This window comes from Spirochaetota bacterium (genome assembly GCA_034190085.1).
Classification (GTDB): Bacteria; Spirochaetota; UBA4802; order UBA4802; family JAFGDQ01; genus JAXHTS01.
On sequence record JAXHTS010000073.1, the window covers coordinates 87425 to 113506 of the forward strand.

Below are 26082 nucleotides of genomic sequence, written 5' to 3' on the forward strand. Positions count from 1 at the left end.
GTGATATTTTCGAACGACCTTTCATGTAAATTATAATATATGACTCATATTATAGAGGGGAAATAAATGTCTAAAAAAATAAAGGGGATAATAGCCTCCCCAGGAATTAGAATGGGAAAGGCATATATACACAAGGGGATTAGTATAATAATACCTCAATATATGATTAATGAAAGTCAAATTGAGAATGAAATCAAGAGATTTGTGGAAGCCTTAGAGAAGACCAAAAAGGAGATTGTGGCAATACAGGAGCAAATTGCTGATAATCTCTCAAAGGATATGGCAGATATTTTCCGAAGTCATCTATTTGTTTTAGAAGATCCACTTATTGATAATAGAGTTGAAGAGACTGTAAGAAAAGAAAAGAGAAATGTCGAATGGGTGCTGAATGATATTTCTTTAGAACTGATTAGAGGATTGAGTTCTATTGAAGATGAATACCTTAGAGAGAGAATAATTGATTTCTCTGACATAAGTAAACGTTTAATAAACAATCTACAAAAAAATGATGAATCAAATATAGCCAATTTGGATATGGAGGCAATAGTATTCGCATCCGATCTTACACCTTCTGATACAGCGATGATGAATAGAGAGAATGTGTTGGCCTTTGTAACAGACAAGGGAGGCAGAACCTCTCATACCGCAATTATGGCAAGAGCCCTGGAAATACCCGCCCTAGTAGGGAGCATATACGGCACATCGATTGTGCGGGATGGAGACCTTGTCATAGTTGATGCGATTCATGGGGAGGTGATAATAGGCCCTGATAAAGAGGATATTGATTCATATGTCAAGTGTCAAGAGAATCTAAGGCTTTTAGAGATTGATCTTGCAAAACTAACCCATTTGCCATTTGTAACCCTGGATGATGTTGAGATCACCATTCATGGAAATATAGAACTACCCATTGAGAGAGATATTGTCAAAGAGCATGGAGCTCAGGGAATAGGCCTTTTCAGGTCTGAATTTCTCTTTCTCGATAAATCATTACCTGATGAAGAGAACCAATTAAAAGAATATAGAAAGGTTGTTGATTATTTTAATCCTGATCCTGTTACAATCAGGACATTAGATGTTGGTGGCGATAAAATTTTTTCATATACCGATGATTATAAAGAGAGAAATCCCTTCCTAGGTTGTCGTGCCATAAGATTTAGTCTGCAGAATATTGACCTTTTTATCACTCAGATCAGGGCAATCTTAAGGGCCAGTTATTTCGGTAATGTGAAATTGATGTTTCCTATGATTTCAACAGTGGAAGAAATCATAAGGGCAAAAAATATTGTTTATGATATAATGAATGACCTTAGAAGAGAACGTATACCCTTTGATGCAAATATTCCCATAGGAATAATGATAGAAGTACCATCGGTCGTAATAAACGCTGATATCCTCTCTGAATATTGTGATTTCTTTTCAGTTGGCACAAATGATCTTGTACAGTACACCCTTGCAGTTGACAGGATAAGCGAAAAAATATCATCCCTATATAATCCACTTAACCTATCGGTCTTACGACTTCTGAAATATATTGTGGATATTGCGAATCAATATTCTGTGCCTCTATCAATTTGCGGTGAAATGGCAGGCGAGCCAAAATATACTATGCTTCTCTTAGGATTAGGATTCAGGAATCTATCTATGGGGTCTTCATTCATGTATCAGATAAAACGTATTATACGATCAGTTACAATTGATGAATGTGAAGCCCTTGCAAATGAAATTTTGTGTCTTACGAAAACGGATGATATAGAGAAGAGAATATTATCTGAACTCAAAACTAAATTTCCCATGATGGATATTTGAATACATGAGTGAACACACAACATTCATCCCAATACCACCATCTTGATTCTTATTGCTTGTCAGAGGATCTTCTGATGAAACTCTACCATGAATTAGCTGAATACTATTTCTCCATTGAAGAGGGAGGCCGTAATATTAATAACGATGTATTGCTTATAAAATCATTATTAAAGGATAACATCAAACCCTCGCTACTCGATCTTGGTTGTGGAACAGGGGAACATCTCTTTCATCTAAACAAATCAGATGTAAGATGTCTTGGGATGGACAAGAGTCTGGATATGCTTAAAATAGCAAATTTAAGATTCCCCGACGCAGCGGAATTCATATGGGGCGACATGTCGAGCTTTGATTATAATCAAGAATTCGATATAATTATATCCCTGTTTGGTTCTTTTAACTATATGATAGATGATAATGATGTAAATAGGGTATTAATAAACACGAATAGAGCTCTCAAGTCAAAGGGCATGGGATTATTTGAGATATGGAACTCGAAACCGCTGATTAAAATACAGCATAGGCCGATTAGCCATGTCTCAACAACCTACATCAATGGCATTACAATAGAACGACAAAGAGGATTTCGTCTATTAAAGGATCAAGAATCCAAAACATTAGTAATGGTCGAATATAAATACATCTTCTCAACTGATAAGGTTATTCTGGATCAGCATGTTATGAGGGCTTTTACGAAAGAGGAGATAGAGGCGTTTATTACTGGGAATGGTTTTAGAATTCTTTCATTCTATGCTAACTCATTAAAAGATGCATTTAAGGACACATCAAATAAGTTTATTGTGCATTTCGAAAAGATCTAATCACAATCTTACCCCTTAGATAGAGGTAAGCATTTACATCGAAGGGATCGTTTCCTCAGCATCCCATTCCTTTGAATCGACAATTAATTCTTCCTTCTTCTCCTCAGACTTCTCTTCAGAGTTTTCTTTCAATTTATCGGATAGCATCCGTGTTTTCTCTCTATCCTTGAACAACTTATCTGGTGTCTCAAAAGAGAGGAATAATACCTCTTCCATTGTGCTCACAGGATAATAGGACATCTCTTTTGAAACATGTTCGGGTATCTTCTCAAGATCCCTCTCATTCTCTTTAGGGATAATCACATGCTTTAGATCAGCCCTGTGAGCAGCCAAAACTTTTTCCTTAAGACCCCCTATTTGCAACACCTTTCCTCTAAGTGTTACCTCACCAGTCATCGCCACATCACACCTTATGGGCATATTGCTTAGTATTGATGCAATTACAACCGCCATCGTTATTCCTGCAGATGGGCCGTCCTTGGGGATTGCTCCTTCTGGGACATGAAGGTGAACATCATGCTTTCTGATCACTTCTTCTTTAATATTGAAAAACTGCTGATTTGCTCTAACATAGGTAAATGCAGCCTGTGCTGATTCCTGCATCACTTCACCCAGCTTTCCCGTTAAGATGAGATTCCCCTTCCCCTTTATCAGGGAGGCTTCAATGTGAAGAATATCACCGCCCACCTCTGTCCAGGCAAGTCCATTAGCAAGGCCAATCTCATTACATTGCTCTTTGGTCCCATATTTATATTTTATTGGTCCCAAATACTCATGTAGAACCTCAGCTATTATAATCTTTTTAAAACCATCCCCGCCTTTTACAACCTCCCTTGCTACTTTTCTGCAGACCTTTGCTATTACCCTTTCCAGATTTCTGACACCGGATTCCCTTGTATAATGCCTGATGGTATAGAGCATCATATCCTCAGAATATTCAATATTATCCGGTTTTAATCCATTTTCAGTAATTTGCTTTGAGAGCAGAAACCTCATACCTATATTTAATTTCTCAAGCTCTGTATAACTGGAGATCTCAATTATTTCCATTCTATCCTGCAATGGAAGGGGGATACCATGCTGTATATTTGCAGTAGTGATAAACAATACATCAGAGAGGTTATACGGCACCTCCATATAGTGATCAACAAATGAATTGTTCTGCTCCGGATCTAACACTTCAAGCAGAGCAGAGGAGGGATCTCCCCTAAAATCCATGGACATCTTATCAACCTCATCCAAAAGAAATACTGGATTTACAGTGCCTGCCTTTTTCATCATCTGAATAATCCTTCCAGGCAAGGCTCCGACATAGGTTCTGCGATGTCCCCTGATCTCTGCCTCATCTCTAACTCCTCCCAATGACATTCTGACAAACCTTCTGTTCAGGGCTCTTGCCACAGATCTACCAAGGGAGGTTTTTCCTACACCAGGAGGCCCGACAAAGCAAAGAATTGGTCCCTTCAATTTTTTGGAAAGATGTCTAACTGCAATAAATTCAATAATCCTCTCCTTTACCTCTTCAAGTCCATAGTGATCCTCATTTAGTACTGCCAAAGCGTGATCGACATCTCCATTATCCCGTGTTTTTTTAAACCACGGCACATCTCTAAGCCATTCAATATATGTTCTAACAACTGCTGATTCCGCAGATAACGGGGGCATCTTTTCAAGCCTTTTAAGTTCCTTTAATGCCTTTGCTTTGGACTCCTTACTCATTTTGGCTTCTTCAATGGATTTCTTAAGTTCTTCAACCTCATCCTCCACTTCATCACCCTGTCCTAACTCCTTTTTTATCACCTTCATCTGTTCATTTAGATAATATTCCTTTTGGGTCTTTTCCATCTGATTTCTAAGTTTACCCTGAATCTTCTTCTCAATGTGTACCACCTCAATTTCACCCTGAATGAGTGATATTAGTTTTTCTATCCTTTCAATTGGGTTAGCAATTTCCAAAAGAGTCTGCTTGTATGTCATTCCCATATTGACGTAAGAAGCGATCATATCCGATAGCTGCGAAGGGTCTTCAATATCTGATATGGTAGTTAGTGCTTCAGCTGGGACCTTTTTATCTAACTTTATATATTTTTCAAATGTATCTATAAGCTTTCGCTTTAATGCAACTAACTCTGAACCTACCTCAACATCCCTCTCAATATTCTTTATACTTACTTCAAAATAATCCTTGTTCAAATCATTATAACTTTCGATATATCCTCTTGAAAGACCTTCCACTAGGACCTTGATGGTTCCATCTGGCAATTTTAAGAGTTGTAATATCTCTGATACTGTGCCAATCTCATAGATATCACTCTCCTGTGGGGAGGCTACCTGAGCATCAGTCTGTGATGCCAAAACAATTAATCTATTGCCATTCATTGCGGCATCCAACGCCTTAATAGACTTATCTCTTCCCACAAATAGTGGAATTACCATGTGCGGGAAAACCACAACATCTCGAAGAGGGAGTAATGGATATTTTTCATTAAAATCTATATCTTTTTCTTTTTCCATAATATCCTTTTTAAAAATACTCAGCTAAGGGTCAATCTATATATATTATTATAAGCACCGAAATTATTGCTGAATATTTGATTATTATGATATTTACTTATTAAAATCTTCACCAATTGTATACATTCAGTTAGCCGATTTTTACATAACTGAATAAATATCTAAACTTTTATAATTATGAACGAAAAATTGGAAAAATCAAGCCGTTTTCTCCTCTTTTTCATAAATAATTTTGGCCTTTTTGTTATCCTTAAGCATACCTTCAGTTATTATAACTTTTGATATTCCATAATCTGATGGAACATTATACATTAGATCAAGCATCATCTTTTCCAATACGAAACGCAAACCCCTTGCTCCGGATTCCTTCTCCAATGCCGTATTAGCGATCTCTTCTAAAGCCTCATCTTTGAAGACTAGTTCAACATTCTCAAATGCAAATATCTGCTTATATTGCTTGACTAATGCGTTCTTTGGTTTGGTTAATATATCCCTGAGGGCTTCCTTATCTAATTCATGTAAAACTCCGATAGCTGGCAATCTTCCAGCAAACTCAGGTATCAATCCAAATTTTACTAAATCATCGGTTTGAAGATTGCCCAAGATATCCGCAACAGTTATCTCTTTTATGGACTTGATATCCGATTCAAATCCAACCATCTTGTTGCCCATTCTCTCCTGGATAATCCTCTCAAGTCCTACAAAGGCTCCACCACATATAAAAAGTATATTCTTAGTGTTTATGGAGATAAAATCCTGATGGGGATGCTTCCTTCCCCCCTGGGGCGGGACATTAGCGATGGTGCCTTCAATAATTTTCAAAAGGGCCTGCTGAACACCTTCACCAGAAACATCTCTAGTAATTGAAGGATTTTCCGACTTCCGGGAAATTTTATCTATCTCATCAATATAAATAATACCATTCTCCGCCTTTTTCACATCACCATCAGCATTCTGGATCAGACGAAGAAGGATGTTCTCTACATCTTCACCCACATAACCCGCTTCAGTTAGTGAAGTCGCATCAGCAATAGCAAAAGGAACCTTAAGAATTTTTGCTAGAGTCTGTGCAAGCAGAGTTTTACCGCATCCGGTTGGGCCAATCAAAAGGATGTTACTCTTCTCTAGGTCAACATCATCCTTTTTCAGATTATAATTATTTGCTATTCGTTTGTAGTGATTATAAACTGCAACAGAGAGCATCTTCTTTGCATTTTCCTGGCCAATGACATATTGATCAAGAATGGATTTTATCTCTTTTGGTTTGGGCAACTCACTTATGCCTTTTTCAAGAAAACTGATTTCCCAATCCTCTGAAACAATCTCATTACAAAGCTCAATACATTCATCACAGATAAAAACACCAGGTCCTGCAACAAGCTTTTTAACTAGGCTCTGATGTTTACCACAAAATGAACAGGACAATCTATCATTTGTACTCTTCTTTTTTGATGTCACATTCTCTCCTTTTTATTCTCAATCAAATTTTCATTCACCCACAGCCCTTTGAAGCGGGGGTCTGAATTGAATACACCTAAAAGGAGTTCTCCTGAACCCTAATGGCTTCGGGCTTAGGATTGATGTGCAATTTGATCCGCTACAAAAACTGCACACACATTTATGGAATTTCTCTTACAACAAAAATATAGTAAATCTTTGTGATTACAAGCGCCTTTCACAATTCACCCACTCCACAAGGCTGAGATTACTATTTATGTAACAATAAAAACTACTTAAGTCCCTTGAATAGAATTAGATAGATGAATCTGCAACCTTTGAACTATATCATATGATCATAGATTGCTCAATTATGAGTTGGTTGCTTAATGTTCTTTATCATTTCCTCTCTATGACTTTATCAATCAGCCTGTAATCCAAAGCCTCCTGAGCAGACATAAAGTAATCCCTTTCAATATCCTTTTCTATTTTATCAATTTCCTGCCCAGTATGCAAGGAATAAATTTGATTGAGATTATGTTTAATTTTTAAAATCTCCCTTGCATGAATCTCAATATCCGATGCCTTGCCCTGATATCCCCCCATTGGTTGATGAATCATGATTCGAGCATTTGGCAGCGCAGAACGTTTATCCTTGGCTCCTGCTGCCAATAGAAGTGATCCCATTGATGCAGCTTGTCCAATACATATAGTAGCGACATCGGGTTTGATATATTGCATTGTATCGTATATCGCTAACCCTGATGTTACGACACCGCCGGGTGAATTAATATACAAATAAATATCCTTATCTGGATCTTCTGCTTCCAAAAATAACATCTGAGCAATTACAAGGCTTGAGATATGATCATCAACAGCCTCACCAAGAAATACGATTCTATCCTTTAATAACCTTGAATAGATGTCATAGGACCTCTCTCCACGCGACGTCTGTTCAACTACTATTGGAATCAAGCTCATAAATTAAATCCTCCAGAATAATTACAGAATATTATCATAAACAATCCCTTAATAATATGTTTCAACATCAACAGATTAGTTACAACTCCTACTCAACATCAATCATCTCATCCCCCTTCTCCCTGTCTCTTCTATAAATTCAGCAAAGGGAACCGCCTCCTTTTTCTGTATGATAGCATTATCATAAATCAGATCCATTGCATCACTCATCAGTAGTTCTGACTCAATATTTTTCCTGGCCCCTCCCTCATTGTATAATTTTTCAATATCATCTATCTTTGTATTAGTCCTCTTAGCGATATTCTCATAAATTTCCTTATATCGATCCTCTGAAATCTTTAATTCCTCCCTACGAGCAACCTCAGAAAGGACTAAAGTCGATTTTATAGAATATAGAGCCTCTTCTCTTAATTGTTCAGCAAACTCTTCCTCGTTCATTTTCATTTCAGAAGCAAACTCACTAATACTCTTTCCCTGAAAGCCATACCTCTCACGAATCCTCATAAATATCGCCTCCATCTCCCTTTTCACCATTGATATTGGCAAATCAAAGGTGCTATTCTCAATTATTTTATTGAGCAACTCATCCTTAACCTTATTTTTGGCGTTTTCTCTAATATAAATCTCAAGATTTTCCTTAATTGTTGAACTGAGTTCTTCTAATGATGAATAATCTCCAATATCCTTAGCAAACTCATCATCAAGCTCAGGCAATGCAATTTTATTTATTTCATTTATTTTAGCCAAATACTTCAACTTTTGACCAGCAATCCCCGGCACTTCATAATCAACTGGATATTCAATCTCTATCTCCTTTTCCTCGTTAACCTTCATTCCGGTAATATAATTATCAAAGGTATATTCATCGCTGTTTTCACCAACAACAAAAGTAAATTCCTTAAATTCCATATTCCCTATTTCATGTTCTTCAACATTATCAATACGCTTTATGCTGATTTTTACATGATCCCCCATCAATACCGGCTCATCCTCCTCCTTTTTGGAGAATTTAGCGTTTCTCTTTCTCAATGCTTCAATTTCGGTTTTTATGTCACCCTCTTCAATTAAAGAGTCCATCTTCTCAACTGTAAAACCCTTATATTCACCTAAATCCACGCTTGGAGTAATCTCAAATGTTGCTTTAAATAAGAAGGGACGGCCCCTATCAATCCTTTCATAGTGAAATTCAGGCACCCCAATAGGTGTTAATTCTTTTTCCTTTATTGCATCAATATAAGCTGTCTTTACAACTTTTTCATTCACTTCCCTGTCAGCTACACTCTTGTATTTATTTTCTATCAATTCAAGCGGGGCTTTCCCCTTTCTAAAACCATTGATCTTACTATCACTCCTGAGCTTATTAAAAACAGATCTATACTCCTTCTCTATACGATCTATTGGAACCTCAATCTCAAGTTCCATTCTTGCATTCTCTAATTTTTTTTCTACAATTTCCAATTTTTTTCTCCAAACTATGAAATGATAATATTACATTTGGTAGTGAAATTTGGAATATTAATCCCTTAGGGATAACCCTTGTTATCCTCTGAACAGGCAGCCTCCTGTATTTATAACCTCAAATATAATAAAATGGAACTATCCTTCATACAAATCCCAAAGGCTTCTAATCTGTTAGTAAATTCAAGGATGACAATCTTCAGATTCTTCTCATCCTCTTCACTTACTAAAATCCCTTTGTCAGGCTTAGCAAAGGCTTATCTGCAGGCTCCATTCGAAAAAATGATACAAACAGGGGATACCCTTAAACAGGTTCAGGATAAAGCTATAATGTTATACTTCCGGCACTGTAAACATTTAACAATAAATAAACCTAGAATAATCGTTTTGTTACTCAATTATACTGAGGAAGGGGATTATATTCCAAATGTAAACAATTAGCGGGAAACGGGATTCGAACCCGCGACGTCAACCTTGGCAAGGTTGCACTCTACCACTGAGTTATTCCCGCAATAGATGCGAGCGAAGGGACTTGAACCCCCACGCCTTACGGCACCAGATCCTAAATCTGGCGCGTCTGCCAATTCCGCCACGCTCGCCTTATATGATAACCATTGTACTATTAGCTCAATAATTTCAAGTTGATTTTTCCTTTCTAATAGATTTTATTGGGTGACGGACATCTGGGTTGCCCGAGACTCGAACTCGGAACCTACTGATTAAGAGTCAGGTGCTCTACCAATTGAGCTAGCAACCCTCTTGGCTTTAGAGGTCTAATTTTCCAAAAAATATTATTCCTGAAACAATATCAAAAAATATAGATTTTTTGTAAATCAAAATCTCTTAATTATTAATACTAATTAATAAATTTTTTCATAATACTCATAAAATGATATCATTTAGGGCAAAAACCACATTATGAAATATTCATCAATCCTTAATCAAACAGAAATAATATTTGGAAATCCAAACTGAACCTTATCTACTGTTTTATTGATGATGAACGTACTCCAACAGTGATACAATAATACATCCCATTCATTATATGATAATAAAAAAATTAAACATGTTACAAATTGTTTCATGCTTTTTTAACTTTAAATATAGAATTAATTATGAACTGATATAAATATCAGTATTTAGCTTGTAAATACCTCTAGTAAAGGGTAACATAACTGCACTTATTATTTAAATAATTCGATTCTCATAATAGAAATGCTTATGTAGACTTGTCTTATACAAAATCACATGAAAAATGGTATAAAAGTAAAATTATAATTGCATCTACCAAGATAATAGGTATATATGTGACACTTACCATTATCAAAAGGGAAGTAAGATATCCTCCTGTAACTATACACACTTTTAATAATCATACTGAGATTGAGTAATCATAAAGTGTATAGTCTCAAATTTATAACAAGATCTTAATTAATGACCTAGGTAGTGCCATCATCTCAAGTCCTGGAGGGATGGCAAGATACATCCAAAAAAGTTACTAATTAATATTTTAGGAGTGTTTAGCAAATGAAATCAAAAACAAAAATATTTATTCCAATTTTTCTTTCCAATATCCTCTTTCTTTCTCTTTATTATTTCTCATGTTCTCATAGCGAGATGCCGGTCTTTGGTGAATTTAGCAAGTCACCAATTAAGAAACACAATGAAGGCTCACAGGCATTGCATCTTCAAAAAACCTTCAGGGAGATATACCGGCTATATGAGGATAGGGTTGTATCAATAAGCACTGAACAGACAGTAAAGCTGCCATCACATCCATTCTTTAATGATCCCTTTTTTCAGGAATTCTTTGGAATGCCAAGACCAAGATCAAGATCAAGGGTACAGAAACGGACCGGACTAGGCACTGGTTTTATCCTTTCAAAGGATGGCTATATCTGTACAAATCATCATGTTATAGCTGGCGTTGACACGGTCACAGTAAAGATTAGAGAAAAATCATTTACGGCAAAGGTCATTGGCTCTGATGAAAGAACTGATATTGCCCTACTCAAGATAAACGCTAAGGAGGAGTTAGATCCTGTATTCTTAGGAGATTCTGATAAGGTAAGAGTAGGCGACTGGGCAATAGCAATTGGAAATCCATTCGGTTTTGACAAAACCTTTACTGTTGGCGTTGTAAGCGCGACAGGAAGAAGGGATATAGACCTAATGGGAAGCTCTCAGTCACATATTCAAACTGACGCATCGATCAATCCTGGTAATTCAGGAGGGCCGCTGATAAATATTGATGGAGAGGTAATCGGCATTAGCAGGATGATATACACTAGAAGCGGCGGCAATATGGGTATCGGTTTTGCTATTCCAATCAATACGTCAAAATCGGTTCTGGCTCAATTAAAAAAATACAAAAAAGTAAAGAGAGGTTATATCGGAGTCCAGATTGTGCCCTTGACTGAAGAGTATGCAAAGGAACTCGGGCTTAAATCAACGGATGGAGCGCTAATAGGCGGATTGATTGAGAATAGCCCTGCTCAGAAGGGGGGGCTAATTGTCGGCGATGTAATTATTAAGGTCGGCAAAAAAAATATTAAACAATATGAAGACCTTGTGGAGGTTATCGGGAAGACAACTATTGGGAAAACCCTGAAGATAGTAGCATGGAGAAAAAAGAGTAAAATAAATCTATTTATCACTGTTGCCGAGAGGCCTTAAAGAGAAATATATACAGGATAGTATTATATCCTTGTTTGAATGCATTTATGATTATATTTGGATATAGGAGGAGAGATGCCTTCATCTACCCATCAGTATGGGATGAAGGCTTTTTTCTGTATCAGGCAAATAGCACTTTTTATTACGACAAACCCAAAGAGCGTATATAGATTGATAAAGAAGAGTATTCAAAGGCTTCAAGATTTTATTGGGAATAACAATCTCTCTGGTATAATTGTTGCACTAATCTCCCTTTTCGTTATAGTTTTATTCAGCTATACAGAGATGTATGAGGTTTTCGAGGTGCGGCTCTATGATTTGAGATTTAAAATTAAACCTATGATTTCTGAATGGGATAAATTGGTATTCCTAAATATCGATGAAAGCAGCATTAATAATGTAGGGGAGTATCCCTGGCCAAGGCATAAATATGCAAATGGGTTAGGGGTTTTAAAGGAAGTGGGGATAAGGCAGGTAACATTCGATTTTGAATTTCAAGACCACTCATTAAAGCAACTTAACAGAGAAAAAATAGAAGAGTTAAATAATAAAATTGAGAAAGGGAAGAGAATCCGTAGGAATGAATTGGCCGCTGTTGAACTGGACAACGACAAAATGCTGGCAGATGGAATCAGATATGCAGAGAGGGTGATCCTACCCTATCACTTCAAGAAGGAGACATTAGAGATATCTGATATCGACAATGATCAAAAAGAGGAGATAGAGAAGGCCAGGAGGCGATTTGTTAATCGGGCTTCAATACAAGTACCCATGGAGAGGATAGATGAATACAAAGGTTTAATTGATCCTGATAGGGTAGACATCGCTATACCCATACCAGAACTTGTCAAAGCCGCACATTCCTTTGGATTTGTTGACAGGGACCCAGATACTGATGGCATTGAGAGAAGGATAAGGCTTGTCAGGCTTTTTCAAGGTAGGATATACTTCCACATGGGGCTTGTTATGCTCATGGATATATATAGTGTGAATAATGATAGTATTCTCATTAACCCAGGAGAAAGCATAATCCTGAAGGACGCGATCAATCCAATTTCCTATCAAAGAGAGGATATAAGCATTCCAATAGACAAGAGGGGAATGATGTATATCAATTGGGCGGGTCCCGGCCCCTTGGAGGAGTCTTTTCAACATCTCTCCTTTTATTCGCTTTTGGAATATCCTCTAATCAAAGAAGAGATATACGATTTCTTTGATGAGCAGGAGAGACTATCTGGGATCACAGAAAGGAGCAGGCTCTATGGCGAATTAGCGAAAAGATACAATGAATACAATTCAGTTAGCGATCTATCTATTAAGAGAGAGAAGTCGCAAAATATTGAGAAAATAAGAAGTAAGATAAGGGATATAGAGAAGGGTTATGCAAAACCCATCACAGAAGAAATTCATAGGATTGAAGGGGAACTAATTAAGGCAAAATCTTCAGGTTTAGAGGAAGAGCTTTATGATCTCAAGAATTATCTCAAAGCAATAAATATTGTGATGAGGGTTGAAAACCTTCGAGATAAGATAGCTATCATAGGTTTAACTGCTACGGGAACCCAGGATTTAGGAACTGTAACAATATACCCCGAATTTATGATGGTGGGGATACATCATAATATTGTGAATACAATAATTAATAAATCATTCATATACAAAATTGGCAGATTCACAAATTATTGTATCATGTTTATTTTAGCTATTATAATGGGTATTGTTACACAGAGAATGGGCGCAAGAATATCTGTGCCTGTGATTATCATGTCCCTTTTTTTTATCAATCTGTTAAACATCATACTCTTTGCACAATTCAACATCCTATTTGACGAATTAGGTGCTACTCTAGCTATCTTTCTCCCATCAGCGACCATTGCTGCGATTAAATTCATGAGAGAGGAGAGTCAAAAGAGATTTATAAAACACGCTTTTTCTCATTATCTCTCCCCTAAGGTTATAGATGAGATTATAAAGGAACCAGAACTTTTAAAGCTTGGGGGAGAGAGTCGTTTCCTAACCATCTTTTTTTCGGATGTAGCGCAATTTTCAGCTATATCTGAAGCCTTATCACCGACCGATCTGGTGCATTTGTTAAATGAATACCTTTCTGAAATGACGGATATAATATTAAAACATAATGGCACTGTGGATAAGTATGAAGGAGACGCCATTATGGCCTTCTATGGGGCTCCTCAACACCTTGAGGATCACGCAATAAAGGCATGTTTGGCTGCTATTGATATGCAGAATAGATTGAAGGACATGAGAATGGCATGGAGGAAGCATGGCAAGCATGAATTATACGTCAGGATGGGCTTGAATACAGGAGTTGCAGTTGTTGGGAACATGGGCTCTAGAACAAGGATGGATTATACTGTAATGGGAGATTCGGTAAATCTGGCATCTCGATTAGAAGGGGCGAATAAGAACTATGAAACCTATACAATGATAAGCGAGAGCACTTATAATGCGGCTAAGGATCACATTGTTGCAAGGCAACTGGATGTTATTCAGGTTGTTGGCAAGGATGTTCCGATTCAGGTATACGAACTGATAGGCAAAGAAGGGGAATTATCTGATCAGACTATGGATATTTTGAATATGTATAACAATGCAGTGGAGCATTTCAGGAATAGAGATTGGAAAAAGGCAAGATCACTCTTCAGGTCTATTTTGAAAATTTCAAAGGATGATGGCCCCAGTAAAACCTACTATGAACGATGCTATGAATTTTCCATCAAGCCACCACCAAAAAATTGGGATGGTGTATATAAACTTAAATCTAAATAGAGTGAACAGATACAGGGAACCATTCAGATCAATTTCAATGACCGCGCCTATATGGCCGAATATACTCAGTAACTATTACTCGCTTATTGAGAAAAGGATTCTCCCTAACCCTAAGGGGGAATTTAAACAATGTAAATGTATATGAAAAGAATATTAAATAAAATCAATACCTTTCTTCTTAAAATGATAAAATCATACAGAATAAACAGGATTTTAATATTCTGCATATTGATTATTTCTCTCATTGGGGGCTCCTTATTTGGATATATTACATCCGTGATTAAAAATTTTTCAGGCATTGAGAATCTAAAAAAATTCCAACCAAGCATTCCGACGAGGCTCTATGATGTTGATGGAGATTTAATTGCAGAATTATTCCAAGAAAAGAGATACTTAGTCTCCTTTGAGGAACTGCCGAGGAATCTAATAAACGCCTTTATCGCAACTGAGGATAGCGCCTTTTATAGACATTTTGGGATCAATCCAATAGCAATCATTAGGGCTATGGTAAAAAATATAATTGCTGGGAGGATTGTTCAAGGCGGCTCCACAATTACTCAACAGATTGCTAAAAGATTATTTACCAAAGGAGAAAGAACATTTTCGAGAAAATTTTTAGAAGCGCTCTTGGCCCTGCAGATAGAGAAGAAATTTTCTAAAGAAGAGATTCTTGAGATGTATTTCAATCAAATCTATTTTGGTCATGGATGCTATGGAATAGCTTCTGCCGCACAATTATTCTTTGATAAAGATGTAAAACATCTAAATCTTGTTGAGAGTTCTGTTTTGGCTGCGCTGCCCTCCGCCCCTTCTGCATACTCCCCTTTTCTCAATCCACACAATGCATATGAGAAGAATTGGAATATTCTAAATAGAATGGTAAAGGCGGGTTTCTTATCAAGAGAAGCGGCAGACAAAATTTATAAAGAATTTTGGCCTGAATTTATCGATTCCCTAAAGACAAAATCACCCACCAGAACAGCCTTCTCTAAAATCGAAGATAATGCCCCATATTTTACCGATTATGTTAGACAACTACTCATAATGAGATTTGGCAAGGATGTCATTTACAATCAAGGATTGAGCGTTTACACAACCCTCAGCCTAAAGAGGCAAAAGCTCGGGAAACTATACCTTAAAGATGGTCTTAACAGGCAAAATAAGATATCAGAAGAAGCCAATGCCTATTGCAGCGACTCCGTAGACACAGAATTATTTAAGGTATATGGTTCATTAAGAAATATATTCAATCTTCCCGATGTTTTGGTTAGGGACGATGAAGTAGCCCGTTTCAATGTAAAGATGATTGACGAATTGGTTGATTCATTTGATGCAATTACCCTATTGATAGAATCCGGGCCATGCAATCATGCCATTGAGATCTTTCGGGAGAATATTTCTACCATCTCCTCGACCCTAAAGGCTGAGGGCGCCCTAATCGCTATTGAACCATCAACCGGGTACATCACAACTATGATTGGTGGCTCTGATTTTAGTGTTGATAATCAGTACAATAGAGCAATACAGGCAAGAAGGCAGACCGGTTCAGCATTCAAACCCTTTGTATATGGAGCTGGCATAGAATCAAAACTTATCAATGCCGGCACAGCTCTACCTGACGCACCCATAGCCAATATCCATGCTGATGGAGAGACCTGGAGTCCTGGTAATTATGAGGACAGGTTTTCTGGATTGGTCAAGATCAGGAAGGCATTAGCCGGCTCTATAAACATTATCTCAGTGAGAATTTACGATATTATTGGACCAGATAGGATAATTGAATTTGCTTCTAAGTTGATTAAGTGCCCTGAGTGGAGATTTAACCCCAATCCAGCAATGGCATTGGGCACTAATGAAATAACACCCTTTGAGTTGGCTACGGGGTATGCCATCTATGCCAATAGGGGTAGGGATGTGATCCCCTTTGCGATAAGATATGTCATTGATAGAGATGGTAATGAAATTTTAAATTGCGAGGAAGAGATTGGAAATATAATTGCCCAGAAGGAGATGAATGAAACCATTCAGATTATCCCTGAGAATGTAGCCTATATTATGACATCCCTGATGAAATCCGTTGTCTCAAGAGGCACTCCTCATGATTCAATCAGGCGAATAGCTGAGTTTAAACAAGAATGTGCTGGCAAGACCGGCACTACCACAAACTGGACAGATGCGTGGTTTTGCGGTTTTACACCTGACATCGCTACAGTGGTATGGGTGGGTTATGATCAACCCTTCCTCTCCCTTGGAAAACATCAAGGCGGTTCAGCGGTTGCTGCTCCTATTTGGGGACATTACATGAAAGGCGTTTATAATGGGATGAAGGCTCCACAATTCCCACTTCAACCGCGCGGAGTCCACCATGTCGAGATATGTGAGGTAACTGGACTTCTACCCTCAATGAATTGTACTGATGTAAAAGATGAAATAATGTTATGGGGCAGTGAGCCCACTAAGACATGTGAAGGGAACCATCGAAAGATGAAATCTGTTTTAGATAGGTATATGGAGAAAGAGGGAGTTATAATTGAAGAATAATCCTAATTATAAAGGGAATAGTTATAAAAATATTCTTGATAATTCTCTTTTTTTATGAATAGAATAATCATATATTTATAAATGTCGATTTAATAAATATAAAATATTCCTCGTCTGAGAAGAGAATTCAATAAGCAAGAAGAAATAAATCCTTTAACTATTCCTTATGCTTACATACAGACTCCGAATATTTTATTATCAGACTAAAATATTTACTCTCCTGTGCTATCATCAATTTCCACTTAGCACAGAGAATTATTTGAAATTCACAACCATTCGACAATAGCTATAACTTCTACTATAGTTGAGTCGGCAATATCTTTCATACTAATAGTGTGTGATGTTTACGTAAAGGGGAGATATTTATGTTTAATGTAGGTGACAAGATTGTCTATCCAATGCATGGTGTTGGGATAATTCATGAAATATCTAAAAAGATGATTTTAGGAAAGAGTGATGATTACTATATAATTAACATTATTAACAATGGTATGAAGGTTATGATTCCAGTTGAGAATGCTATAAGCATTGGGATAAGAAGTATTATATCTAAGAAGGATATCAACAAGGTATTGAATCTATTAAGCAAGGATGAGATCAATATAGAAGATGATTGGAAGCTCAGATATCAAAACAATATCGACAAGGTAAAAAGGGGTTCAATAAATGAAGTTGCTGAGGTTACTCGTGATTTATATAAACGGGGCAAGGAAAAGGAATTATCAATAATGGAAAGGAAACTATACGAGAATGCTTACCAACTAATTATTCATGAAATTGCCTTATCAAAGGATATAGATATTGAAGAGGCGGGCAATATAGTCTCAGATGCCCTATCTTCATAATTCCTCCATCACTTGTATTCAGGAAGAAAATCAGCATATAGATCCCTATTACCGACAATCACACTTTCATTATGTATATATCTTTTCCTTAAATAAGGAGCTATTTAATGATTATTACTCTGCGTATTATATTTACTATTATCACCGTTCTATTTTCATCCCTTCATTACATGGATGTTTCAATCAAGGCAGCAGTTTTGGCTGGATTAATCTCAGCGGCCATTTCACTATTAATTATTATAGCGATTGAGTATATATCACACTCTCTTTCATCGCGAATGTTAATTTCAGCTATAATAGGCTTGGTGGTTGGGATTATTCTCAGTCACCTAATTGCAATCGCAACCTCAAGTATATTATCGAGTTTCTCCCTACAACAGGTTGATATCCTAAAATCCATAATCTATCTTGTAATAAGTTTTGCAGTAATGATGTTTTTTATTATCAATAGCGAATATATTTCTATTTTTGATAAGATAATACATGAGGACGTTACTGAGAGTAAAGATAGTGAAATATCCTATAAAATCCTTGATACCAGTGTTATTATTGATGGAAGAATATCCGATATCTGTGACACCGGATTTATTGAGGGGATTCTGGTTACTCCGAATTTTGTGTTGAATGAGTTGCAAATGATAGCTGATTCAGCTGATCCCATTAAACGAAACAGGGGAAGAAGGGGATTGGATATATTGAACAAAATGCAGAAGGATCAGATGATAAAAGTAAAAATTTCGGATATAGATTTTCCTGATATAGAAGAAGTCGATGCCAAACTTGTAAAGCTTGCAGGGGTAATGAAATCTAAGGTTATTACTAATGATTTTAACCTCAATAAGGTTGCAGAATTCCAGGGCGTTCCAGTTTTGAATATAAACAAGCTAGCGAATGCCCTTAAGCCTGTTGTGCTTCCGGGCGAAGAGATGCGCGTCCATCTAATTAAAGAGGGGAAGGATCAAAATCAAGCAATCGGATACCTCGATGATGGGACAATGATAGTTGTAGAAAACGGAAGGAGAAAAATGAACTCAGAAGTGTTTGTGATTGTAACCTCTGTGCTTCAGACAACTGCAGGAAGGATGATTTTTTCTAGATTGAAGGATGAAAATTAAATTTAATCGAATTAACCTTGAGGGATTACACCAAACCTTAATTCACTCTTAATAGAGCGACACCACTTGTGTTGATTATCATCTCTACTATACAGATGGCTTCCACATGCCTATAATGCCTATGGGTATCTGCTATTTGCCAAAGAAGTAGTTTCACCCCCAAATTGTATTTATACTATCCTTACAATAGATGAAAAGGTGAAATCTTAATACTCCCATTAAACCTTCTTCAGCTTAGCTAGAGTAATTTCACTCCAGGCATGATAGGTTCAATGTAATATAGTATCAATAGTATGGGAACTAACCGATAAATATAATATAGTATCAATAGATTTCCACCTATCAGGGGTAGATGTTTTTCCTTGCCTTAAGAAAAAATGGAATCTTATTCTGTAGCCCTTTATCATTCACAATACAAGCTTAAGGATGGTTCATAATAATATGAAATCAATAGTAGAGATGATTATTCATGTAAAAAGGGGTTTCTTAGCGCACCTAACAAATGAGATATATAAAAGAGGATATGAAATCCAGAGAGTAATGAAACTTGAGTCTCAGAGGGATAGGGACATGTTCCATTTTGAGATAACCTATCATAATGATGAAAAGTTTAATGGGCTTATAGATAAGATAAAGAAGCATGAAAACAACTTTGAGATAGTATCAATATACAATCCCATTGAAGATAGGCTAGTAGGTGGTTCATTAAAGGTCTCAGGCAAGTTCAGCATTGAAAATAGTTTCGACTATGATATAAAGATATCCGGTGCGCTTGATCTGATATTAAAGAGGATAGATGAAAGGGAAGATGGAATAATCTATACTGGACTATCGAAAAATATCGGCCTTATCAGTGGGTTATTCCCCCAATTGGATTGCATGAAGGGCCTCTTAAGGACTCAAGTTATCAATGAAATGGATTCTGTAATAATAAACAGATTCTCAGGTCTTAACGCTTATCCAGTGACAATTAACTATACCCATATTGATGACTTCATTAAGATACTGAAGGGGATTGAATCGACCTTCTCTGCTATCAGAATAACATATATAGATGGTCAAGATGATATATCATTATACGATAGAATCATTTCAGAGACATCCCTACCTGTATTGACAAAATACTATGATGAAATTCCACTCTACCTTCTAATTACTATCTTACATTTATACAAAAAGCATAAAGTTGATATTAAGGAGAGCAATGTTGGCGTCATTGGCATTAATATCAGTTCATTAAGATTAACCAGCCTATTGATCGATCTCGGATTTTCAAGGATATTGGGGAATGATATCAACGAAAGGATGATGTTCAGCTTTGAAAAAGAGGGTGGATTAGCAACAACAAGGGAAAACATCTTCAGCAATTCAGATTTAATTATTATCTTCAAAAATCATATAGATACTCAAGACATGGAAAAATTTGGCCCCGGGCAGATTGTCATATCACTGGTCGATGATGATATTGATAAGAGTATTTTAGTGGAGAGGGGGGTAAAGGAGTTTCTGAATGGGAACTGGATGAATCTATCAATACTCTTTCCTGGGATATTAAAGGGACTTATAAAGTCTGATATTGATCATCTTAATAATACAAGACTAATAAATCTATCGAATATGATTTCAGATAGAGAATTCGCTGAAGAAATTGCCCCTGATTTATTCACTGATATCCATGAAAAGATATCCGGATTCGTCCAGAAATTATCCTGATTTAATGCCAAGACCTCTCAAGATCATAGGACAATAGTCGAATTGTTCCTCATTGATTCATAATAACTGATGAATAGATCACAGAGATTTTGAAAGCCCGTATAATAATTTTATAATCCTCATAAATGACACAGGGCTGATAATAATCAGAAACATTTAATCCTTATCTCGATAACGCCTTTTTTTGCCATTCTGTTCAAAAAATAGTTTACATTATTATAACCACTTGAATATATTGTAAACATGGGAATATTAGATGCGCGTTCATTACCCTCTGTTGCTCAGGAATACGTTCGTCGCAAGGCGATAAAAGCCGTGTTAGAGGGGAAGAGATTATGCGAGGTCGCTGATCTCTTTGGTGTTACACGACAGGCAGTCTGGAAATGGCTGAAAGCCTACAGAGAGGGTGGCACACAGGCAATGATATCAAAGCAGAAGGGCAGACCCAGGGGAGGAACCCTTCTTCCAGGACAGGTCACCCAGATCATAAGGACGATAGCGGACAGCAACCCAGAACAACTAAAACTGCCATTTCATCTATGGACGCGCGATGCAATGATAAATCTCATCGAATCAAAATTCAACATCAGTCTATCCCAGAGCACGGTTGGTCGTTATCTGAAGCATTGGGGCATTATACCACAAATAACGAATCCCCACACATTCAGACAAAACATCGAACAAATTCACAGCTGGCTGGATGAGGAATATCCAAGAATCCGCAAGCATGCCAAGCGTGAAGGGGCTAAAATTTACTGGGGATACAAATTTGGATTCCATAACTATCACGTTAGGGAAACCTCTACATATTCAATTATTTCCACGATTTTGGAATCCGGTCATCTTCTTGGTTGTAATTTTATATCGGCAATCACAAATACAGGCCGTCTAAACTTTATGATAATCAAGAAGGGCTTTTGCGCGGATGTATTTATAGACTTTCTGAGGCGCCTTGAAAACCAAGCAAAGGGCACAGTTTTTCTGATCATCGAAAAATACCCTGTCCTGCAATCTACAAAACTAAAGGCTTGGTTGGGAAATAATTCTCATAGGATTCAGCTTTTCTTTCTTCCATATCATAATCCTATTCCCAATATGGATAACTTATTAAATCATGAATCATAATTGGATGTCTTAATTTTTATGGATAGGTCTAATATATATATATTTATACAATATCTTAACATCATAAAGATGTTGGCTTGTTCAACGTGCTTTAACATAAATCCAAGGGATAAAGATATAAAATCAACACTTATTTTCAAGCGACTATCTGTGATGCAGTTTATCTAACAATATTTGAATAACAATCATCTATCAAATAGTCCTTGGAAGCGACTAATTTCTAAAGTAAAGGGATTCAAGGTTTCAGGCTGATAATGTAGGGTTTATGTTAAGGGGAATAAGAAGTGACATGTTCCTTAGTGAATCCTTGAATCCCTGATCTTACCCATTCTATCCAAGAGAGTCTCTAAAATCCTAAACGATAAAATCCAATATCTAAATATTCCTATTAGCCTATTATTAGTGTACAATACAGAGTGCATAAAATACCCAATTTTCAATCAAAAGAGTAACCAACAAATAATGATCTAAATTGAAAGGATAAGATTATGGAAAAATATACTCAATTTGTATTGAAACGACCCAAAATTACATTGCTTGCAATAGTAATTATTACTATTATTTTTTCCTTTGGATTGCCAAATCTTGAGTTCGACTACTCAATAGAGTCAATGATGCCGAAGAGGGATGCTGAATATCGATTCTATAAGAAGACCCAAGAAACCTTTGGCAATGTAAGCAAGTTTATTATTATGGACATATTCGGACCCAACCTCTGGAGCGATAAGGGATTCAAGGATATAGATAATCTCATTACAGACATAGAGGAATTCAGGGATTTCAATAAGGAGATAGAGGATACAAGACTTGAAAAATTTGATCTCATCAGTTCTAAGGGAAGAGTGGAATATGATGAATTATTGGATGAATTCAATGATGACGCAACATTTCAACGACTCTTGAAGAGGAAAAAATCCAAGCTACTCGGTGAGGTCGAGGCATTGGATGATACTGCCCTTATAAAATTAAGGGCTGGATTATTAAGAACCTACAATATCAAAAAAAATGAGCGTATTGAAAGAATAAGTTCCATATTTACCTCAGGCGATGTGAATGCGACTGAGGACACGCTAGAATATTTCGATATAATCAAGAAGGATGAATATGGAAATAGAATTCTACCAAAAACTGAAGAGGAATATGATAGAATAAAAAAGATACTACTGAAGACACCAGCATACGAGCAGGCCTTTTACGCAAAGGATGCCAAGACTGGAGAGATTACTGATCTGTCGATTCTTTTGATATTGGATACATCGGACAATCATCATCCCATTGCTGAGGAGATGTGGGATATTGAGAATAGTTATAAAAATGTTGAGATACTCTCACAGGGTGTCCCAACGGTTAATATGCTAATAAATGGTTACATGGAGTCGGATTTAAAGATATATATTCCCTCTATGCTAATAATTATGCTAATGGTTTTCTTCTTTAACTTCAGATCTGCCAGGGGCATAGCCCTACCCCTTTTTACCCTTATCCTATCCGATGTTTGGCTTCTCGGCTTTATGGGGCTTTTCAATTTTAAGATAACTGTTTTAGGTGTAGGCCTTCCCGGCTTGATGATGGCAATTGGAAGTTCCTATTCCATACACATAATGAATCAATACTATATTGATTTCGATCTCATATCAGAGAAGGGAAGGTATGAGGGTTTGAGATTAGCCATGTCGCATATCTCTATTACCGTGCTACTGGCGGGCATAACAACAGCAATTGGATTTCTCACAATCACCGCTAACCAGATTACTGCAATAAGGGAATGGGCCTTCCTGGCAGGTTTAGGGGCTGTCTTCTGCGTTATCGTACCCGCCTCTATCATTCCTGCTTTTTCAGTTATGTTGCCGCATAAAATGCCCAGAATAATGTTGACAAAGGACAGGGTTGTAAAAACCACGTTGGTTGATAGAATTATCGCTCTAATGACAGCAATCTCGCTTCGACATCACAAGAGCACATTAGTCATTGTAATTGTAATAATAGCGGTTTCAGTTGTTGGGGTATTCAAGATGGATGTTGAAATGACCCCCTTTGGCTTTTTTAAAGAGGATAATTATATTAGGGTAACCGATAAAATTTTTGGGAAAAAGTTTGGGGGATCCTTTAGCGTTAATATACTCATAGACTCAGGTGAAATGGATGGAATCAAAAGACCGGAATTTCTAAAAAGGGTTGACGAATTAAGCAAATGGCTTCTTAGTGATGAGAATATTGATCTTAATCTTGGTAGAGCGACATCATTCCATGAAATCGTTAAGAAACTACATATGGCGATGAACAATGATGATATCTCCTACTATAAGATACCCAACAGCTACACAGATATTCTAGATTATTTTGAGTTACTCACAGGTGAGGACTCGGATTCCGATGGAAGGATCGATGATATGGAGTTGTTCATTGATCCTGAATTTAGAAGAATTCACATGCTTGCTATGATGTATTCTAAAGAGAAGGACCTGATTACTTCAACAGAGATTGAACAGATTTTAAACAAAATAAATAGACAACTCGATAAGATGTTCCCGAATTATTCAACAAGAATAACAGGCGATTGTCCGATTTTTATCAGACTCTCAAAATATGTGGTGCAGGGTCAGGTTTTGAGTCTATTGCTATGTCTGTTTATTGTTGGAATAATTATTATTATGCTCTTCAAGAACCTGCTAATAGGCCTTATTGCCCTTATCCCGATGAGTTGTGCAGTGATCCTAAACTTTGGGATTATGGGTTTGCTCGGCATCAATCTTGATATGGCAACCGCGATTATTGCCTCAATAACAATCGGGATCGGCGTGGATGACACTATTCATTTCTTCAATACATTCAGACACTATAAGGCGCAGGGTTGTGACACTGATCAGGCAATAACAAAGACTCTCGCTATTGCCGGAAAGGCGATTATATTTACATCTTTGGCATTGATCTTTGGATTTTCTGTTTTCGTATTATCGGAATTTAAGCCTAATATGTATTTTGGGATACTAGTAGCCATTACAATGACAGCAACCACAATAGGGGCCCTTGTAGTATTGCCATCCACCATAAAGGCAACAGGCATAGACGTCGAAGAATCTGATTCGAAATCAATTATATGGAAATATCTATATATTGGCAAGCTCTTCAGAGTTGAGAGCTAAAATCAAACATTTTTATAAGTTGTTAAGGAGGCCTTATGAAATCTAAAGTTGTACTTTCTTTTATTATGATTCTTTATACCTGTAATTCGCTCTTTGCTATTACAGGCAGGGAGATTATGGAGAAGACTGATGCGCTACCAGAACCTAAAAGTATGATAACCAGAGCAGTAATGAATATTCATAAGGGGAAGAGTCTTCGTGTTAAAGAATTCGAAATGATGGGGAAAAAGATTAAGGGTAATGACAGAATGTTAGCATCCTTCATCAAACCAACCAGAATCAAGTTCTTAACACACTCTCATAAGGGAAGAGATGACGATCAATGGCTTCGCCTTACTTCAGGGAAAATAAAGAGAATTGCCTCAACAGATAAGGATAAACCCTTTGTCAACTCACATTTTTATTATGAAGATATGAGTTCAATGGAGATTGATAATTTTGACTTTAAATATATTGGAGACAAAAAGGTGCTGAAAGAGGACTGTTTTATGGTTGAGGCGGTCAAAAAGAAGCAGGCTGGTGAAAAGGTCTATGATAAGCAAGTGGTATATGTAAGAAAATCGGATTACTTCATTGCCAGGGTCGATTTCTACAAAAAGGGCAAATTTCATAAATATTTGGAGAACTATGATATCAAGGTAATCAAAGGGATCATTACACCCCTCAGGATTGTTATGTATAGGGCGGATGGCAAGGGAAAGACCGAAATAGCCATGAAGAAGATAAAATATAATATAAAGATAAGAAATTCTAAATTTGCAAAAGAGGCCCTACGGTAATCATCAAGCAAAAGGGACTCCCTTTGCAAAAATCAAAAGATATCTTGGTGGATGAATTCTGTATAGATGATCTGGTAGTCAGTAAAATTCAATGATAATTGGAGCACTAAGTTCAGTGCCACATATATTGAGATTCCTATTTCAATTGTTAATATTTCTACGTGACTATCTTTAGCATAAGGCAGCTACAGGGGTTGCAGAGCGGTACGAACGAGTTGCAGAGCGGTACGAACGAGTTGCAGAGCGGTACGAACGAGTTGCAGAGCGGTACGAACGAGTTGCAGAGCGGTACGAACGAGTTGCAGAGCGGTACGAACGAGTTGCAGAGCGGTACG

The 26082-nt window shown here is 36.9% G+C and carries 16 protein-coding genes and 3 tRNA genes; 12 read left to right on the forward strand and 7 right to left on the reverse strand.

Features of this window, described 5'->3' with window-relative positions:
- Positions 1–66 precede the first annotated feature (66 nt).
- Complete coding sequence (gene ptsP / locus SVZ03_15275) at positions 67–1809, forward strand: phosphoenolpyruvate--protein phosphotransferase (GenBank protein MDY6935573.1); 1743 nt, start codon at positions 67–69, stop codon at positions 1807–1809.
- A 74-nt stretch (positions 1810–1883) separates the two neighbouring features.
- A complete protein-coding gene (locus SVZ03_15280) occupies positions 1884–2630 on the forward strand; it encodes a class I SAM-dependent methyltransferase (GenBank protein MDY6935574.1) in 747 nt (248 codons plus the stop codon).
- Positions 2631–2663: 33 nt separating this feature from the next.
- On the opposite strand, the gene lon is transcribed toward SVZ03_15280, so the two are convergent.
- The 4 genes from lon to tig all read right to left on the reverse strand — a co-directional run bounded on the left by lon (position 2664) and on the right by tig (position 9020).
- Positions 2664–5144 carry an endopeptidase La gene (lon, locus tag SVZ03_15285; protein MDY6935575.1) on the reverse strand — a complete coding sequence of 827 codons (2481 nt, stop codon included), beginning with the start codon at positions 5142–5144 and terminating at the stop codon, positions 2664–2666.
- A gap of 198 nt (positions 5145–5342) precedes the next feature.
- Complete coding sequence (gene clpX / locus SVZ03_15290; protein ID MDY6935576.1) at positions 5343–6602, reverse strand: ATP-dependent Clp protease ATP-binding subunit ClpX; 1260 nt, start codon at positions 6600–6602, stop codon at positions 5343–5345.
- Positions 6603–6980: 378 nt separating this feature from the next.
- Positions 6981–7562, reverse strand: coding sequence for an ATP-dependent Clp endopeptidase proteolytic subunit ClpP (clpP, locus tag SVZ03_15295; GenBank protein MDY6935577.1), 582 nt, complete (start codon positions 7560–7562; stop codon positions 6981–6983).
- 102 nt (positions 7563–7664) lie between these two features.
- Entirely contained in the window at positions 7665–9020 is a 1356-nt protein-coding gene (gene tig, locus SVZ03_15300; GenBank protein ID MDY6935578.1) for a trigger factor, read from the reverse strand.
- Between the two features lie 78 nt (positions 9021–9098).
- Between tig and SVZ03_15305 the strand changes: the two genes are divergently transcribed.
- Positions 9099–9461 (forward strand): hypothetical protein, encoded by a 363-nt coding sequence (locus tag SVZ03_15305; protein MDY6935579.1) that lies wholly within the window; start codon positions 9099–9101, stop codon positions 9459–9461.
- Here the strand turns inward: SVZ03_15305 and SVZ03_15310 are convergent.
- From SVZ03_15310 to SVZ03_15320, 3 genes are all read right to left on the reverse strand, one after another.
- Positions 9460–9531, reverse strand: a tRNA-Gly gene (locus tag SVZ03_15310). The genes SVZ03_15305 and SVZ03_15310 overlap by 2 nt on opposite strands.
- Before the next feature lie 6 nt (positions 9532–9537).
- Positions 9538–9619: transfer RNA gene (locus SVZ03_15315), tRNA-Leu, on the reverse strand.
- 85 nt (positions 9620–9704) lie between these two features.
- Positions 9705–9777 (reverse strand) — tRNA-Lys (locus SVZ03_15320).
- Positions 9778–10547: 770 nt separating this feature from the next.
- On the opposite strand from SVZ03_15320, the gene SVZ03_15325 reads away from it, so the two are divergent.
- The 9 genes from SVZ03_15325 to SVZ03_15365 all read left to right on the forward strand — a co-directional run bounded on the left by SVZ03_15325 (position 10548) and on the right by SVZ03_15365 (position 25747).
- The gene (locus SVZ03_15325) at positions 10548–11696 is read left to right on the forward strand and encodes a trypsin-like peptidase domain-containing protein (protein ID MDY6935580.1); all 1149 of its coding nucleotides are present in this window, start codon (positions 10548–10550) and stop codon (positions 11694–11696) included.
- A 75-nt stretch (positions 11697–11771) separates the two neighbouring features.
- Entirely contained in the window at positions 11772–14486 is a 2715-nt protein-coding gene (locus SVZ03_15330) for a CHASE2 domain-containing protein (protein ID MDY6935581.1), read from the forward strand.
- A 276-nt stretch (positions 14487–14762) separates the two neighbouring features.
- Positions 14763–17027: a PBP1A family penicillin-binding protein gene (locus SVZ03_15335; protein MDY6935582.1), complete on the forward strand. Its 2265-nt coding sequence runs from the start codon at positions 14763–14765 to the stop codon at positions 17025–17027.
- 365 nt (positions 17028–17392) lie between these two features.
- Positions 17393–17872, forward strand: a complete 480-nt coding sequence (locus SVZ03_15340; GenBank protein MDY6935583.1) for a CarD family transcriptional regulator — start codon at positions 17393–17395, stop codon at positions 17870–17872.
- Positions 17873–17979: 107 nt separating this feature from the next.
- Positions 17980–18987 carry a PIN domain nuclease gene (locus tag SVZ03_15345; protein ID MDY6935584.1) on the forward strand — a complete coding sequence of 336 codons (1008 nt, stop codon included), beginning with the start codon at positions 17980–17982 and terminating at the stop codon, positions 18985–18987.
- Positions 18988–19428: 441 nt separating this feature from the next.
- Entirely contained in the window at positions 19429–20700 is a 1272-nt protein-coding gene (locus SVZ03_15350) for a hypothetical protein (GenBank protein ID MDY6935585.1), read from the forward strand.
- A 243-nt stretch (positions 20701–20943) separates the two neighbouring features.
- Positions 20944–21825, forward strand: coding sequence for an IS630 family transposase (locus SVZ03_15355; protein MDY6935586.1), 882 nt, complete (start codon positions 20944–20946; stop codon positions 21823–21825).
- Between the two features lie 488 nt (positions 21826–22313).
- Entirely contained in the window at positions 22314–24968 is a 2655-nt protein-coding gene (locus tag SVZ03_15360) for an efflux RND transporter permease subunit (protein MDY6935587.1), read from the forward strand.
- Between the two features lie 35 nt (positions 24969–25003).
- The gene (locus tag SVZ03_15365) at positions 25004–25747 is read left to right on the forward strand and encodes an outer membrane lipoprotein-sorting protein (protein ID MDY6935588.1); all 744 of its coding nucleotides are present in this window, start codon (positions 25004–25006) and stop codon (positions 25745–25747) included.
- Positions 25748–26082 lie beyond the last annotated feature (335 nt).